Origin of the sequence: Streptomyces sp. NPDC096311 (assembly GCF_044763085.1) — a bacterium.
GTDB lineage: Bacteria > Actinomycetota > Actinomycetes > Streptomycetales > Streptomycetaceae > Streptomyces.
In genome coordinates this window covers 38,937-54,333 of sequence record NZ_JBIWFN010000014.1, presented here as the reverse complement: position 1 = coordinate 54,333, position 15,397 = coordinate 38,937, and the positions used below count along the sequence as shown (strand labels likewise).

15 protein-coding genes and 1 pseudogene are annotated in these 15,397 nt (G+C 70.8%); 10 read left to right on the top strand and 6 right to left on the bottom strand.

The features are described 5' to 3' along the window. The first annotated feature begins 35 nt into the window (after nt 1-35). Both ACIRA5_RS32195 and ACIRA5_RS32190 read left to right on the top strand, forming a co-directional pair. On the top strand, nt 36-1,922 hold the full coding sequence (locus tag ACIRA5_RS32195) for a tetratricopeptide repeat protein (RefSeq protein WP_403696686.1): 1,887 nt from the start codon (nt 36-38) through the stop codon (nt 1,920-1,922). 5 nt (nt 1,923-1,927) lie between these two features. After that, nucleotides 1,928-3,238 (top strand): hypothetical protein, encoded by a 1,311-nt coding sequence (locus ACIRA5_RS32190; protein WP_403696685.1) that lies wholly within the window; start codon nt 1,928-1,930, stop codon nt 3,236-3,238. A 148-nt stretch (nt 3,239-3,386) separates the two neighbouring features. Here the strand turns inward: ACIRA5_RS32190 and ACIRA5_RS32185 are convergent, their stop codons facing one another. After that, entirely contained in the window at nt 3,387-3,662 is a 276-nt protein-coding gene (locus tag ACIRA5_RS32185) for a hypothetical protein (protein WP_403696683.1), read from the bottom strand. Beyond that, a complete protein-coding gene (mca, locus tag ACIRA5_RS32180; protein ID WP_403697218.1) occupies nt 3,655-4,515 on the bottom strand; it encodes a mycothiol conjugate amidase Mca in 861 nt (286 codons plus the stop codon). Before mca ends, ACIRA5_RS32185 begins: the two co-directional genes overlap by 8 nt. A 159-nt stretch (nt 4,516-4,674) precedes the next feature. On the opposite strand from mca, the gene ACIRA5_RS32175 reads away from it, so the two are divergent. From ACIRA5_RS32175 to ACIRA5_RS32165, 3 genes are all read left to right on the top strand, one after another. After that, nucleotides 4,675-5,076, top strand: a complete 402-nt coding sequence (locus ACIRA5_RS32175; RefSeq protein WP_382122294.1) for a DUF4307 domain-containing protein — start codon at nt 4,675-4,677, stop codon at nt 5,074-5,076. A 210-nt stretch (nt 5,077-5,286) separates the two neighbouring features. Continuing rightward, on the top strand, nt 5,287-5,784 hold the full coding sequence (gene greA / locus ACIRA5_RS32170) for a transcription elongation factor GreA (protein WP_054234773.1): 498 nt from the start codon (nt 5,287-5,289) through the stop codon (nt 5,782-5,784). Nucleotides 5,785-6,217: 433 nt separating this feature from the next. Next, nucleotides 6,218-6,895: a GAP family protein gene (locus tag ACIRA5_RS32165; RefSeq protein WP_403696678.1), complete on the top strand. Its 678-nt coding sequence runs from the start codon at nt 6,218-6,220 to the stop codon at nt 6,893-6,895. A 109-nt stretch (nt 6,896-7,004) separates the two neighbouring features. Here ACIRA5_RS32165 and ACIRA5_RS32160 read toward each other — a convergent pair whose 3' ends face one another. The 3 genes and pseudogenes from ACIRA5_RS32160 to ilvA form a co-directional block, all read right to left on the bottom strand. After that, complete coding sequence (locus ACIRA5_RS32160; RefSeq protein WP_352049817.1) at nt 7,005-7,859, bottom strand: ABC transporter permease; 855 nt, start codon at nt 7,857-7,859, stop codon at nt 7,005-7,007. An 86-nt stretch (nt 7,860-7,945) separates the two neighbouring features. Then, nucleotides 7,946-8,953: pseudogene (locus tag ACIRA5_RS32155) on the bottom strand (ATP-binding cassette domain-containing protein); the annotation flags it as partial. 207 nt (nt 8,954-9,160) lie between these two features. Further along, a complete protein-coding gene (gene ilvA, locus ACIRA5_RS32150) occupies nt 9,161-10,390 on the bottom strand; it encodes a threonine ammonia-lyase (protein ID WP_403696676.1) in 1,230 nt (409 codons plus the stop codon). A gap of 165 nt (nt 10,391-10,555) precedes the next feature. Here ilvA and ACIRA5_RS32145 point away from each other — a divergent pair, with 165 nt between their 5' ends. From ACIRA5_RS32145 to ACIRA5_RS32135, 3 genes are all read left to right on the top strand, one after another. Then, nucleotides 10,556-11,059 carry a MarR family winged helix-turn-helix transcriptional regulator gene (locus ACIRA5_RS32145; RefSeq protein ID WP_403697215.1) on the top strand — a complete coding sequence of 168 codons (504 nt, stop codon included), beginning with the start codon at nt 10,556-10,558 and terminating at the stop codon, nt 11,057-11,059. Nucleotides 11,060-11,246: 187 nt separating this feature from the next. Then, on the top strand, nt 11,247-11,777 hold the full coding sequence (locus tag ACIRA5_RS32140; protein ID WP_403696673.1) for a sigma factor-like helix-turn-helix DNA-binding protein: 531 nt from the start codon (nt 11,247-11,249) through the stop codon (nt 11,775-11,777). Between the two features lie 79 nt (nt 11,778-11,856). Then, the gene (locus ACIRA5_RS32135) at nt 11,857-12,105 is read left to right on the top strand and encodes a hypothetical protein (RefSeq protein ID WP_067368077.1); all 249 of its coding nucleotides are present in this window, start codon (nt 11,857-11,859) and stop codon (nt 12,103-12,105) included. Between the two features lie 22 nt (nt 12,106-12,127). On the opposite strand, the gene ACIRA5_RS32130 is transcribed toward ACIRA5_RS32135, so the two are convergent. Continuing rightward, entirely contained in the window at nt 12,128-13,282 is a 1,155-nt protein-coding gene (locus tag ACIRA5_RS32130; RefSeq protein WP_403696669.1) for a cystathionine gamma-synthase, read from the bottom strand. A 132-nt stretch (nt 13,283-13,414) separates the two neighbouring features. Between ACIRA5_RS32130 and ACIRA5_RS32125 the strand changes: the two genes are divergently transcribed. Together ACIRA5_RS32125 and msrA are read left to right on the top strand one after the other, a co-directional pair. Beyond that, the gene (locus ACIRA5_RS32125) at nt 13,415-14,533 is read left to right on the top strand and encodes a hypothetical protein (protein ID WP_352049813.1); all 1,119 of its coding nucleotides are present in this window, start codon (nt 13,415-13,417) and stop codon (nt 14,531-14,533) included. A 91-nt stretch (nt 14,534-14,624) separates the two neighbouring features. Next, a complete protein-coding gene (gene msrA / locus ACIRA5_RS32120) occupies nt 14,625-15,341 on the top strand; it encodes a peptide-methionine (S)-S-oxide reductase MsrA (RefSeq protein ID WP_403696665.1) in 717 nt (238 codons plus the stop codon). The last annotated feature ends 56 nt before the right edge of the window (nt 15,342-15,397 follow it).

The following is a 15,397-nucleotide window of genomic DNA, read 5'->3' as shown; positions in this document are numbered from 1 at the left end:
CTCGGTGGGGATGTTCGGGTACGAGGGGGACTTCCGTGTCGTTCGTCGGGCACACACGCGACCTCGCCGCGGCACGGCGGGAGTTGAAGAGCAGACGGCTCCTGGTGGTGAGCGGCGCACCCGACCCGGACCGGTCCGCGTTTCTCGACGCGGTGGCACGAGAGGTCGCGGACGAGGCGGAACTTCCGGTGTACTGCTTACGGGTGGCGGACGCCGGGGAGCGGTCGGGGCAGGCCGGGCGGACGCCGGGCGAGGCGGCGGACGCGGTCGTCGAGGCCTGCCGGGGCGGGTTCGTCGTACATCCCTGCGTCGTGGTGGTGGACGGGGTCCCCGCGGGAGCGGCGGACGGGTCCCTTCTCGCCGATCTGGTCAGTGCCTTCGCCGGGTCGGGGTCCTTCCTTCTGGTGGGCTCGACCCTTCTGGTGGGCTCGGCGGACGCCCGGGACGACGCCGCTCCACCGACGCCCCGCGCCCCCGACGACCACACGGTCCTCCTCGAACGGGCTGTCACCGCTCACCGCAGGGGCCACCTCGGCGAGGCCGAGCAGCACCTCTCCGCCCTCCCCTCCGACCGGCGCGCCGACGGCTGGGCGCTGCTCACCCGGGCGGCCGTCCACTGCGACCGGGGTGATCCGCGAGCGGCCGGACCGCTGCTGAGGCGGGCCGTGGAGGCCCACCAGGTCGCGGGCGACCGGCGCGGCGAGGCGTGGGCGGTCTTCCTGTACGGGCGGATGTGCCGATTACGCGGCCGGGCCGAGGACGCGCGGACGCTGCTGCATGCCGCGCGGGAGACGTTCCGGGCGGTCGGTGAGACGCCGGGCGAGGCGTGGGCGGGCGGCGAACTCGCGCGGCTGGCCACTCGGTCGGGCGCCCCGGACCCGGACGCCCTCGCCGAGGCGCGTCGGCTGCACGAGCGCGCGGGCGACCGGCGCGGCGCCGCGTGGGCACACCTGTGGTGGACCGTGGCACGGGCGGACGAGCCCGGCTTTCCCTGGCAGAAGGAGTTCACGGACGTCCAGGGCAGCTTCCATGAGGTCTCCGACCGGCTCGGGACGGCATGGACACTGCACCACCACGCGTTGACCCTGGCCCGCACGGACGGGACGGACGGCGTGGACGGGACGGGCGGGACGGGCGGGACTGGCAGGACGGACGAGCGTCGGCGCGAGGCTGACCGGTTGTTCGAGGGGGCCTTGGCGCTCTTCGAGGAGGCGGACTGCCCGCACGGGCGGGCCTGGACCATGCTCGAGTACGCGCTCCGCTCGCCCGCCCACCGCTTCCTGAACGGCGAGTGGGCGGCCGAGATCCGCCATGTGTTCCATGGGATCGGCGACGAGGCGGGCGAGGCCTGGGTGGACCTCGCCGAAGCCGGACCGCCCCCGGACGGCGAGCCGCCGTACGAACTGGCCTGCCGCTACCCCACCGCCCTGCTGGACACGCTCGGGTGGACCGAGGCCGGCGAACCGCTGATCCCGCGCGCCGCCCGCGACACCCAGCCCGAACCGCGTCCCGGCTTCCCACGCCCGGGTGACCGCGACCGCCCCGACGAGTCCACGGCCCACGTCCGGCTGACGCTTCTCGACGACATACCCGTCCCGGACGTGCCCGCCCGTATCGCCCTCGAAGTCGTACCCGGGCCCGGGCACCCGTGGTCCACCGCCCCGCTCCCCCCGCTCACGGCCCGCGCGACCTCCCTCGGCCACGCGGAGATCGACCCCGCGCACGGCGTCCCCGCCGACGGGGCGGAGTTCCGCTTCACCCCGCACCGCCCCGGCTCGCACCGGCTGCGTTTCACCGTCGAGGACCCCGCCACCGGGACGGTCCTCCAGCAGGTCGAGGCCGAGATCGATGTCGTCCCGTCCGATCCGGGGCCGCACCGGCCCACCGCGCCCGCGCCCCGCCCGTCCGCGCGGAGGGCCTGAGCCCGATGGCCCGCGAACTTCTCAGCCAGGTCGTCCAGGACCCCAGCCGCGGCTTCACCCGCCGCCCGGCCCCCACCGTCCGTCACCCGGACCTGGTCCTCGCCCTCGACGCCCACGCCGACGACCACATCCGGGCCCGGATGTACGGCCCGGCCGCGCCCCCGTCCGCGACCGAGCACGCGCTGCGGCTGAATGTGAAGCCGGCCGCCGTCACCGCCGCCGCGGCGCAGCTGCGAGCGCTGTGGAAACGAGAGCTGGTCGACTTCCAGCCCGTCGACGCGGGCGGGATCCCGGTCGGGGGCCGCCCCCACTTCCCGTACGCCACCTGCCCGGATCTCACCGCCGAGCCCCGGCAGGAACTGTGCGGGATCCTCGACGAGCTCGCCCGCCAGGGCTCCCATCTGCTGTACGGGGAGCTGCTCGGCGACGGCGGCCGGGGCACCCGGCGCTTCGGCGAGATCCTGACCGACGCGCTGAGCCGCGAGGAGCCGTTGCGCATCCGCGTCGACTCCGACCTGTTCCTGCCCTGGCCGATGCTCGCGCTGCCCGAGGACACCGCGAACGGGCCCGGCGGCCCCAGCGGCGACGCCTTCCGGCGTTTCCTCGGCTACCGGCACCAGATCGAGCAGACCGGCGGCCACCACCCGCGCTTCCCGGTCCCCGCCGGTGACGAGCACGACGCCCCGCTGCCGCCCTTGTTACCGGTGGTGAGCCTGAATCACGACAAGGGCATCGACCCGCAGGGCGTCACCCGGGCCGCCGAGGTCCACAGCGCCCTCGCCACCGGCACCGTCCGCGTCGAACGCGCCCTGCGCGACGAACTGGTGCGCGCCCTGCGCTCCGGCGGGCTCGACGAGCAGCTCATGTATTTCTGGTGCCACGGGCACTTCAGACCCGTCGCCGACGACAGCGCCCCGCTTTTCGTCCTTCGGCTGAGCGACGGCAAGGACATCGATGTCCGTACGGTCCTCACCGAGCGCGACTGCGCCGGCCCCCTGTTCACGCAGCGCCCCTTGGTGTTCCTCAACGCCGGTTACGCCGGGCTGCCCGCCACCGCCGAGCCGGCACGCCTGGGCGGATCGCTCATCGAGGCGGGCGCGGGCGGGGTGCTGGGGCCGCAGATCGAGATGCCGCAGCTGTTCGCCGCCGAGTACGCCCACGCGTACGTCACCCGCTATCTCGGCGGCCGGGAGACCGCGGGCGAGATCGTCCACGGACTCGCCCGTCACTTCGCCGACGCGTGGAGCAACCCGCTCGGCTTCGCGTACGCCCTGCAGTGCGGCATGGACAACAGGCGGGAGCGGGTCACGCTGTGACCGCGGCGAGTCACGGTACGACCACGCCGACGGCCGCCCCCGCGCACACAGGCCCCTTCGTACGGAGGGACCCCTTCGTACGAGAGGACGGTGCCGAGGGTGAGGATGCGCACTCCGGCCACCCGCGGCCGGAGTGCGCACACCAGGCTCAGCCCTTCGCGGGCGAGGCCTTCCCGCCGGGACCGGCACCGGAGCCGCTCCCCTTGCCGGAGGCCACGGCGCCCTTCTCGGACTTCTCCGGGTCCTCCTCGAAGGTGACCTTCCCCATGTGCCGGTTCATGGACTTCATCAGGCCCCACACCGCCAGGGCCAACGCCGCGAAGACGATGAAACCGAGGACGCCGGGGGTGACCTTGTTCTCGTCGACCTCCTTGGCGAGGGGAACGAGGTGCGTCAGTGCCAGGCTTGCGCTCATATCAGGCATTGTCGCGGATGCCCGCGAAGAGGTCGTCCTCGGGGAGGGATGTGTCGACCAAAGAGGTGGCGAGCTCGTACTCCTCGGTCGGCCAGACCTCCTTCTGGATCTCCATCGGGACCTTGAACCAGCCGCCGTCGGGGTCGATCTGCGTGGCGTGCGCGATCAGCGCCTTGTCACGGATCTCGAAGAAGTCCGCGCACGGAACGTGCGTGGTCAGCGTGCGCTCGGCCCGCTCGAACTCGCTCCACCGCTTCAGCCAGTCCCCGTACGGCGACTCCAGACCGCGCTCAAGGAGGGCGTGGTGCAGCGCCTCGGTGCGCGGGCGGTTGAAGCCCTGGTTGTAGTAGAGCTTCTGCGGCTGGAACGCCGGGCCGTACTCGGACTCCGGGTACTTCTCGGTGTCCGTCGCCCCCTCGAACGCCACCATCGAGATCTTGTGGGTCATGATGTGGTCGGGGTGCGGATAACCACCGTTCTCGTCGTACGTGGTGATCACCTGCGGGCGGAACGAGCGGATCTGCCGGACCAGCTCCCCGGCCGCCTTGTCCACGTCCTCGAGCGCGAAGCAGCCCTCGGGGAGCGGCGGCAGCGGGTCACCCTCCGGAAGGCCGGAGTCCACGAATCCGAGCCACTCCTGCTTGATGCCGAGGATCTCGCGGGCCTCGTCCATCTCCTTCTTGCGTACCTCGTGGATGTGCTCCTCGATGTACCGGTCGCCCTGGAGCTTCGGGTTGAGGATGGAGCCGCGCTCCCCGCCCGTGCAGGTCACGACCAGCACGTCCACCCCCTCGGACACGTACTTCGCCATGGTGGCCGCGCCCTTGCTCGACTCGTCGTCGGGGTGGGCGTGCACGGCCATCAGTCGCAGCTGGTCAGTCAAGACTCGATCCTCAGTAAGTCGGCCGGTGAGGCCAGTCGGCAAGTCGGCGCCCGGCGTGTTTCGGCGTCATGGGCGGCTTCTATAGTGACGGAATCGGGGGACGAATAATTCCGGGACCCCGTCCCCGAGAGGACGATCATGAGCACGGCGAGCACACAGCTGCCCGAGGGCCGGTACGGCCGCTCCGAGGACGAGCGCGCGGACCGGAAACTCAAGGTCATCGGCAGTGTGCTGGGCGTGGCCCTGCTCGCCCTGATGGGCTGGTTCGCGTACTACTACGTCTTCTCGAACAAGATCAGCGCCGAGGTGATCACCTTCAAGGCCGTCTCGGACAACGCGGTCGAGGTGCACCTGGAGGTGCGCAAGGACGCGGGCGCCCACGGCTACTGCACGCTGCGCTCGCAGGCCGACGACGGCAGCGAGGTGGGCCGCGCGGACTTCCGTTTCGACCAGGACTCCTCCCGTGTCGACAAGGTCGTCACGCTCCGTACCACCTCCCGCGGCGGCACGGCGGAGCTGCTCGGCTGCCACGCCGACTGACACCACCCGCCGTCGCCCCCTCACACCGCCTGCCCCCTCCGGCATCACCCGTGGCACCTACGCGCTGACCTGCGTTGACGTAATTCTGATGTCTTATGTCCTCCCCCTTCTGCCCGGGAATTGTTAGGCTCGTGGTTTCGCCCACCCGTGAAAGCACATTCTTCTGGGTAGGGCGATGCTTTGTATTCCCAGTACCTACGAGGAGCACCTGTGACCCAGACCAGCGAGAACGTCACCTGGCTGACCCAGGAGGCGTACAACCAGCTCAGGGCCGAGCTGGACTACCTGTCTGGTCCTGCGCGCACGGAGATCGCCGCCAAGATCGCGGCCGCGCGCGAGGAGGGCGACCTGCGCGAGAACGGCGGGTACCACGCGGCCAAGGAAGAGCAGGGCAAGCAGGAGCTCCGTGTGCGCCAGCTGACCCAGCTCCTGGAGAACGCCAAGGTGGGCGAGGCCCCCGCGGCGGACGGCATGGTCGCCCCCGGCATGGTCGTCACCATCGCCTTCGACGGCGACGAGGACGACACACTGGACTTCCTGCTCGCCTCGCGCGAGTACGCCAGCGCCGACATCGAGACCTACTCGCCCCAGTCCCCCCTGGGCTCCGGCGTGAACGGCAAGAAGATCGGCGAGGACGCCCAGTACGAGCTGCCCAACGGCAAGCTCGCCTCGGTGAAGATCCTCAAGGCCGAGCCCTACAAGGGCTGAGCCGGGACCGACCTCTACGACGATGCCCCCGGCCACGCCGGGGGCATCGCTGCGTCTCGTCGCAGGTGACCTCACCTGCAAGCCTGGATCCGTACGCACCGCCCCGCACCGCCGGTCGAGGCCACGGTCCCCGCGTTCCGAGGAGCTCCCGAGGACAGATCCCGAACGGCGCAGGAAGATGGAACGGGAACTTGCCGGGTCGGTCGTCGCTCCGTTCTCGGGCAGCCGCTTTCCCGGGGCCGTGCCGAGGAGTTCGACGTTTCACAGGGACCACTTCCCGGACGGCTGCGCCCCCGGCCCAGGGCTCCCGGCAGTTCCGGCGTGTGCCCACGACAGCCCCCCAGCCACGGCCGCACAGACAGTCGGGCCACCCACTCTCACCAGGCCTTGCTCAACTCGATCGCCGCCCTGATCCACCCACCAGGAGGTAATCATGGGCAAAGTTCTCGGTGACGTGCTGGGGCTTGCGGCCGGCGTCGCGATCAGCCCGCTCCCGATCATCGCCATCATCCTCATACTCGCCACGCCTCGGGGACGTCTCAACGGCCCCCTCTTCACCGTCGGCTGGATCCTGGGGCTCTCGGCACTGGGCGCGGTGATGCTGGCGATCGCTTCCCCCGCAGGTGCCTCCGCCCACCATCAACCGGCCACCTGGGTGGGAGCCCTCAAGCTCGCTCTGGGCGTGTTCCTCGTCCTCTTCGGCGCCCGGCAATGGCACCGGCGCCCGAAGGATCCGTCGCAAGCCCAGCTGCCGAAGTGGATGGGCGCGATCGACCGCCTCACGCCGGTCAAGATCTTCGGACTCGGACTGGCCCTGGCCGCGCTCAACGCCAAGAACGCCCCGCTGACCATCGCCGCGGCCGCCGCGATCGGCTCGGCCGGACTGCCGGTCGGGCAGCAGATCGCATCGCTGGCGATCTTCGTCCTGATCGCCACCCTCGGCCTGCTGGCCCCACTGGGGGTCTTCCTCCTCGGAGGAGAGCGCGCCAGAACGACGCTCGGCAACTGGAAGGACTGGGCAGCCGAGCACAATGTCGCCGTGATGGCGGTCCTGTTCTTCGTTCTCGGGCTGAAGCTGCTCGGAGACGGCATCTCCGTCCTCACCTCCTGACAGGCAACGACAGAGGCCCCGGCGTCTGCCGGGGCCTCTGGTCGATCCCTGCTCGGTCAGGCTGCGCCTGGTCGGCGGCCGTACAGGGGGGTGCAGCGAAGAAGCGTGATCAAGCGTCTGCCCGGCGGTACTTGCGCACCGCGAGCGTTCGGAACACCACGACGATCACCACGGACCACAGCAACGACGCCAACGCCGGGTGCTGCATGGGCCAGGCGTCCGGCACCGGATAGCCCGCCGGGAGGTTGCCGAAGAGCTGGCGGCAGGCCTGCACGGTGGCGCTGAAGGGGTTCCAGTTCGCGATGGTCCGCAAGAACGCGGGCATGTTCTCCGACGGCACGAACGCGTTCGAGATGAACGTCAGCGGGAACAGCCAGATCAGGCCGCCGGAGGTGGCCGCCTCGGGGGTGCGCACGGACAGGCCGATCAGCGCGCCGATCCACGAGAACGCGTAGCCGAGCAGGAGCAGGAGGCCGAATCCGGCCAGCACCTTGCCGAAGTTCTCGTGCGTGCGCCAGCCGACCAGGACGGCGACGATCGCGAGGACCACCAGGGTGAGGGCCGTCTGCACCAGGTCGGCGAGGGTCCGGCCGGTCAGGACCGCGCCGCGCGCCATGGGCAGCGAGCGGAACCGGTCGATGAGGCCCTTGTGCATGTCGTCGGCGATGCCCGCTCCGGCGCCCGCGGTGGCGAACGTGACGGTCTGCGCGAAGATGCCGGCCATCAGGAACTCGCGGTATCCGGAGGGGCTGAGGCCCGCACCCGGGACGTTGATCGATCCGCCGAACACATAACTGAACAGCACGACGAACATAATGGGCTGAATCAGCCCAAAAATGACCATCTCGGGAATCCTGGTCATGCGGATCACGTTCCGCCGGGCGATGACCAGGGAGTCGCGCACGGACTGCACGATGGCGCCCTGGGGGGCCGCCGCGGGGACGGCGTCTGTCACGGCACTCACTTCGTGGCCTCCGTCTGCGCGGTTTCCGTCTGCGCGGTTTCCGTGGGCGCGGTCTCGTTCTTCGCCGGGTCCTTCGCGGGGTCCTTCTTCGCCGGGTCCTTCTTCGTCTTGCGGCCCCTCGCGTCCCCGGCCACCCCGTTCTCCTCGTCCTTGATCTCGGCGACATGCCCGGTCAGGGAGAGGAAGACGTCGTCGAGTGTGGGCCTGCGCAGCCCGATGTCGTCGATCTCGATGCCGCGGCTGTCCAGCTCGCGGATGACCTCCGCGAGGAGCTTCGCGCCGCCGGTGACGGGCACGGTGAGCTTGCGGGTGTGCTCCTCGACGGTCGTCTCGCCCTTGCCGAAGCCGCGGAGCACCTCCGAGGCCGTCGCTATGTGCTCACGCTCGTGCACGACGACCTCGACGCGCTCACCACCGGTCTGCGCCTTGAGCTGGTCGGCGGTACCGCGGGCGATCACACGGCCGTGGTCGACCACACAGATGTCGTGCGCGAGGTGGTCGGCCTCCTCCAGGTACTGCGTGGTCAGGAGCAGGGTCGTACCGCCGGAGACCAGCTGCTTGATGACCTCCCACAGCTGCTGCCGGTTGCGCGGGTCGAGGCCGGTCGTCGGCTCGTCCATGAACATGACCGGCGGTGAGACGACCAGCGCGGCGGCCAGGTCGAGCCGGCGGCGCATACCGCCCGAGTACGTCTTCGCGGGGCGGTCGGCGGCCTCCGTCAGGTTGAACTGCTCGAGGAGCTCGGTCGCGCGGATCTTCGCGGCCTTCGCCCTCATCTGGTAGAGCTGGCCGACCATCTGGAGGTTCTCGCGGCCGGTCAGGTACTCGTCGACGGCCGCGAACTGTCCGGAGAGGCCGACCCTGCGCCGTACCGCGTCGGGGTGCTTGAGCACGTCGACGCCCGCGACGACGGCCTTGCCGCTGTCGGGGCGCAGGAGGGTCGTCAGACAGCGGACGGCAGTCGTCTTGCCCGCGCCGTTCGGTCCCAGCAGGCCCAGGACGGTGCCTTCCGGGACATCGAGATCGACGCCGTCCAGAGCCCTTACGTCACCGAAGGTCTTCACCAGGCCTTCGGCATAGATGGCGCCTGGCATGTGAGTTCTCCACGTCGTTGGGGAATTTTCACGGTAACTTCTTACCTTTGCCCGTCTCGTCCCGCCTCACAGGCTGCGACGAGCGCAGCGAGAGGCCGGGCGGGGACTGGGCACGCCACACCGTAACGCGATGTATCGCGTTACTCAACAGATTTTTCCAAGGTTCAAGGACAGAGGCCCTGACCTCGGACGATGGATGTCAGTCGATCAGTCGATGACCGTGTAGCCGGCCTCACGCAGGGCGCGGCCGACCTCGGCGCAGTGCTCCGGACCCTTCGTCTCCAGGTGCAGCTCGACCTCCACCTCCGTGAGCCCGAGCCGGGGATCGGTCCGTACGTGGCTCACATCGAGGACGTTAGCGTCCGCCACTGACAACACCCCCAGAAGTGTGGCCAGAGCACCGGGACGGTCCGTCAGCCGTAGCGTGACCGCGAGGTAGCGGCCGCTCGCGGCCATGCCGTGGCGCAGGATGCGCTGCATCAGCAGCGGGTCCACATTGCCGCCCGACAGCAGCGCGACGACCGGGCCCTCGAAGGTCCCGGGCTCGCTCAGCAACGCCGCGACCGGGCTCGCGCCCGCCGGTTCGACGACCAGTTTGGCCCGCTCCAGACAGAGCAGCAGCGCGCTCGACAGATGGCTCTCCGACACCGTGCGGACCTCGTCCACCAGCTCCTGGACGATCCCGAACGGCACATCGCCGGGCCGTCCGACCTTGATGCCGTCGGCCATCGTCGCCGGGTTGTCGATCGACACCGGGCGCCCCGCCGCCAGCGAGAGCGGATACGCCGCCGCGCCCGCCGCCTGCACTCCGATGATCCGTACATCGGGGCGCAGCGCCTTCACCGCGACCGCGACGCCCGCGGCCAGCCCCCCGCCGCCGATCCCGACGACGATCGTGCGCACCTCGGGGCACTGCTCCAGGATCTCCAGGCCGACCGTGCCCTGACCCGCGATGATGTCGGGGTGGTCGAAGGGGTGGATGAACACCGCGCCCGTCTCGGCCGCGTACTCCTGCGCCGCGGCCAGCGTCTCGTCGACCACTTGACCGTGCAGCCTCACCTCGGCGCCGTAGTCGCGGGTGGCCGCGACCTTCGGCAGCGGGGCGCCGGTCGGCATGAAGACCGTGGAGCGCACGCCGAGCAGCGAGGAGGCGAGGGCGACGCCCTGTGCGTGGTTGCCCGCGCTGGCCGCGACCACACCCGCGGCGCGCTCCTCCGGAAGCAGCCCGGCGATTCGCACATACGCGCCACGCAGCTTGAACGAGCCGGTGCGCTGGAGGTTCTCGCACTTGAAGTGCACCGGGGCGCCCACCAGCTGGGACAGGTACCTGCTGCCCTCCATCGCGGTCGTCCGCGCCACGCCCGTGAGCATCTTCTGGGCGCCTCGTACGTCGTCCAGAGTCACCCTGGGCAAGGAGTCGGCCGTGCTGTAGCTCATGACCACCAGTCTCCCAGTTCACACCCGCGGACTCCTGGTGTGACCACGGGCCGAGACCGGTTTTACTCAGCGTCGGTACGACCCGCGTCCGGGCCGCGTACCCTTTCCCCCAACCCAGCTCCCCACGCATGAATTGAGCCCCCGGCCATGCCCACAACACCAGAAATGTCGATGGACATGACGACCGTCGGTGACACCGGTCTCCTCGACACGCTTCAGCACGAGGTCGCCTTGTTCGCGCGCCGTGCCGAACAGACCCGGCTCGGCGGAGTGGGGCAGGTCCGCAACTCCATGGACCGCGCCGCATACCTGCTGCTCAACCGCCTCGACAAGGAAGGCCCGATGGGCGTCAAGGCGCTCGCCGCGAGCATGGGCATCGACTCCTCGACGGTCACCCGGCAGGTGGCCCCGCTGGTCGACACCGGTCTCGTCAAGCGGACCTCGCACCCCGAGGACGGACGCGCCGTGGTGCTCCAGCTGTCGCCGCGCGGACAGTCCCGCCTCGACGAAGTGCGCTCCTCAAGGCGCCAGTTGATGGCCGAGCTGACCCACGACTGGGCGCCGGAGGAGCGCGAGGCCTTCTGCTCACTCCTCACGCGCTTCAACAGCGCGCTCTCGTCCCGGATGGCCCCGACAGGAGGCGCGGCGGGGGAGCAGCCGGCTTCCTGACCCTCACGCCGGCTTCCTGACCGCCCCGCCCCTTCCTGAGCCTTCGCACGTGTGTGCCTGCCGGACTCTTGACCGCGGGGCCGCGTCTGGCCTCATATGAGACCGGGTCCTTGTCGCACACGGTGCGGCCCGTCGTACACGGCCGGACCCTTGGTTCCGTCAGGGTCGCCCTCGGGCGGGAGGCGTGGTGCGAGAACGGCGCGCGTTCCAAAACGCCCGCCGGGCCCGGGAGTTCGAGGCGTTCGTCGCGGGCGCGGCAGGGCGGCTGCTGCATGCCGCCACACTGCTCACCGCGGAGCCGCCGAACGCCAACCCGCGCGCGCGGCGCCTGCTGACGCTGGCACTGGCCCACACGTACGCCTCCTGGGACCGGCTGCGCGGTGAGGACCCGTACGACCGGGCCCGCCAGCAGCTGGCCGTCCGCTTCGCGCGCGGGGCGTGGCACCAGTACGGCGCCCTGGGACGCTTCCGCCCATCCCCGTCCCCCTCCCCCTCCCCCTCCGGCTCCGGTTCCGTGGCCGTCCTGGCCCGGCTGACGCCCCAGGAGCGGCTGGTCCTGGTCCTGAGGATGTACGAGGGGGTCGCCGAGGAACAGACGGCGGCCCTGCTCGGGCTCCCCGTGGAACGGGTCAGGGCGATCTGCGCCCGGGCGATGACGACACTGCTGCACCCGCCGCGCGGACCGGCACCGACCATGGCAAAGGTGGTGCCGTCATGAAGCACGGTGGTGCGGTCGTGAAGCAGGGTGGTGCGGTCGTGAAACACGGTGGTGCGGTCGTGAGGTCGGTGGTGCGGTCGTGAACCTGCCCGAGCGCGAGGCGAACGTACGACGGCTGCTGGAGCAGAAGCAGCCCACCGTGCCGCCCGACCTGTACGCGGACGTCGTGCGCCGCGGGAGCCGGATGCTGCGCCGCAGGACGCTGGCCCGGCGGGTGATGTGGCTGCTGCTGTTCGCCGCGGCCGTCGCCTTCGTGGTGTGGGCGTCCATGGCCCGTCCCTGGGTGGAGCCGCCTTCGCAGACGACCCCACCCCTGACGGGCTGGTGACCCCGAGGGGCCGAGGCTGGGTTCAGCCGAGGGCCTGCTGCAGGTCCTGGAGCAGGTCGTCGACGTTCTCGATGCCCACGGAGAGGCGGACGAGGTCGGCGGGGACCTCCAGGGCCGAGCCGGCGGCGGACGCATGCGTCATGCGCCCGGGGTGCTCGATCAGGGACTCCACGCCGCCCAGGGACTCACCGAGGGTGAAGACCTTGGCGCGGTTGCAGACCTCGACGGCCGCTTCCTCGCCGCCCTCGACCTGGAAGGAGATCATGCCGCCGAACGCCTTCATCTGCTTGGCGGCGATCTCGTGACCGGGGTGCTCCGGGAGGCCCGGGTAGAGAACGCGGGTCACGCGCGCGTGCCGGGTGAGCATGTCGGCGATCTTGGTGGCGTTCTCGCTGTGCCGGTCCATGCGCACCGAGAGCGTCTTGGTGCCGCGCAGCACCAGCCAGGAGTCGAAGGGCCCGGCGACCGCACCCATCGCGTTCTGGTGGTACGCCAGCTCCTCGCCGAGCGCCTGGTCGCCGACGATCAGCGCGCCGCCGACGACGTCCGAGTGCCCGCCCATGTACTTGGTCAGCGAGTGCACGACGACGTCCGCGCCGAGCGCGAGCGGCTGCTGCAGGTAGGGGGTGGCGAAGGTGTTGTCGACGACGAGCCGGGCGCCCGCCTCGCGCGCGATCTGCGCGACGGCGGCGATGTCGGTGATGCCGAGAAGCGGGTTGGAGGGGGTCTCCACCCACACGACCTTGGTCTTCGGCGTGAGGGCGGCGCGTACGGAGGCCGGGTCGCTGGTGTCGGCCACGGACCACTCGACGCCCCACCGCGAGACGACCTTCGCGAAGAGGCGGAACGTGCCGCCGTACGCGTCGTTCGGGATGACCACGTGGTCGCCGGGGCTGAGCAGCGTACGCAACAGGCAGTCCTCGGCCGCCAGTCCGGACGCGAACGCGAGGCCGCGACGACCGCCCTCCAGGGCGGCGAGGTTCTCTTCGAGGGCGGTCCTGGTCGGGTTGGCGCTGCGGCTGTACTCGTAGCCGCCGCGCAGCCCTCCGACGCCGTCCTGCTTGTAGGTCGAGACCTGGTAGATCGGCGGGACGACCGCACCGGTGAGGGGATCGGCGGTGTTGCCCGCGTGGATCGCGAGGGTCTCGAAGTGCTGACTGATGTGCCTGTCGCTCATGGGTCCCGAGCGTAGTGCGCCCGCGGGCCTGATGGCGGCTCACGGCTTGTGCGGGGCGCCTGATGGTGCGCGGTCCGGACCGGAACCGGACCGGGTTGGCCAATTGTCGGACCCGTCTGGTTCGCTTGAGGCATGGAGATTCTCTGGGTCCTGATGGCGCTGGCCATGTTCAGCCTGGTCCTGCTGCCGGTCCTCAGGCGCAGGCGCACCGGCATTCAGCTGGTCTCGCCCGGCGACCCGGACGCGGCGGACCCGGCGAACTACGGATTCCTGCGTCAGGAAGAGCTGGACATCCGTATGCCCGGACCGGACGGGGACCTCCTGGACGTCCTGGACCTGGTGCAGCGCACGCAGGAGTACCAAGCGGCCTCGCAGCTCCTGGCGGGCACGGAGATCTCGGGCGAGACGCGCTGGCAGCGGGTGCAGGCCTTCGCCGGCGCCGCGTCCCTGGAGCTGCAGCAGCGTCCGGGCGGGGTCAGCGAGACGCCGGGCGGGCAGTGGCTGCGGGTGTGGCGGGCCGAGAAGCCCAAGGACGCGGGCGGCGCGGCGGTGCACGCGGAGTTCCTGGTCCAGCAGGCGTGGCGGACCTCGACGCCGGGGACGGACGAGTTCCGGATCATCATGGAGGAGGCGAGGACGGCATGTGGCGAGGCGGCCCTGCTCTCCCCCGGTGACCCGATCCCGTACATCATCGAACTGTCGGTGGCCCGCGGACTCGCCTACTCCCGGCCGGAGTTCGAGGCGCTCTGGCTGAAGATCCTGGACCGCGCGCCGGCCCACATGGGCGCGCATCTGGCGGCCCTGCACTACTGGTGCGAGAAGTGGCACGGCTCGCGCGAGGTGGCGTACTCCTTCGCGGAGGCCGCGGCGGCCCGCGCCCCTCAGGGCTCCCTGCTCGCCGCCATGCCCCTCTTCGCGGTCTTCGAGCACCTCCCCGAGGTGAACCTCGTCCGCGGCTTCTACCAGAGCGAGGTCGTCACCAAGGCGGTCCACGGCGCGCTCTACGCGGTGCACGCGGCCCGCCCCGACGACCCGATGCTGGCTCACGTACGCCACCTCCTGGTGCTCTTCCTGGTCCGCGGCGAGCGCTGGGCCGAGGCCATGAACCAGCTGGTGCACGTGGACGGCCACGTGGGCGCTCTCCCCTGGACGCTCACACCCGACCCGGCGGCGGACTACGCGCTCTACCGCGCCCTGGCGGTGGCGGGCTACGAGGCGAACGGCGGAACGCCGGCGTCACTGCCCCGCTGAGGGCGCACGAGCCCCGGAATCCCGACCGGGGCTCACCCGTTGAGCACCACGGCGCCCCGGCCCCATGCTCCTGTGACCCCGTGGAGACCTCATGTTCCTGCACAGCCGTACCCCTCAGCTCCCGACCGCCGAACAGGCACTGACCGGCCGCCCGGAGCCGATCTTCACGGTCCCCGACCGGCACACCGTCCTCGGCAACCCCCTCCTCGGCCCCTACCCCGAGGGCCTGGAGATCGCCGACTTCGGCATGGGCTGCTTCTGGGGCGCCGAGCGCACGTTCTGGCAGCTCCCTACGGGCGTGTACACGACCCTGGTCGGCTACCAGGGCGGCTTCACCGAGCACCCCGCGTACGAGGAGGTCTGCTCGGGCCTGACCGGCCACACGGAGGTCGTCCGCGTGGTCCACGACCCCGGCCTGATCTCCTACGAGCGCCTCCTCCAGGTCTTCTGGGAGTCCCACAACCCGACCCAGGGCTTCCGCCAGGGCAACGACGTCGGCACCCAGTACCGCTCCGCCATCCACACCCACACCCCCGCCCAGGCAGCCACCGCGGCCGCCTCCCGCGCCGTCTACCAGAAGGTCCTGACCTCTTCCGGCTACGGCACCATCACCACCGAACTCCTCCCCGCGAAGGGCCGCCCCTTCTACCCGGCCGAGGCCTATCACCAGCAGTACCTAGACAAGAACCCGGCGGGCTACTGCGGCGCAGGAGGGACGGGGGTCAAGGTGAGTACCGCGGCCGAAGGCGACTGGGGGGTGTCCTGCCCGACGGGCGTCGCGTCGGCTCCGGAGGTGTCGGAGAAGTAGCCGGAGGTATCGGAGACGCGGCCGGGCCGGCCTGAGTCAACGGGAAGGTCGCGAAC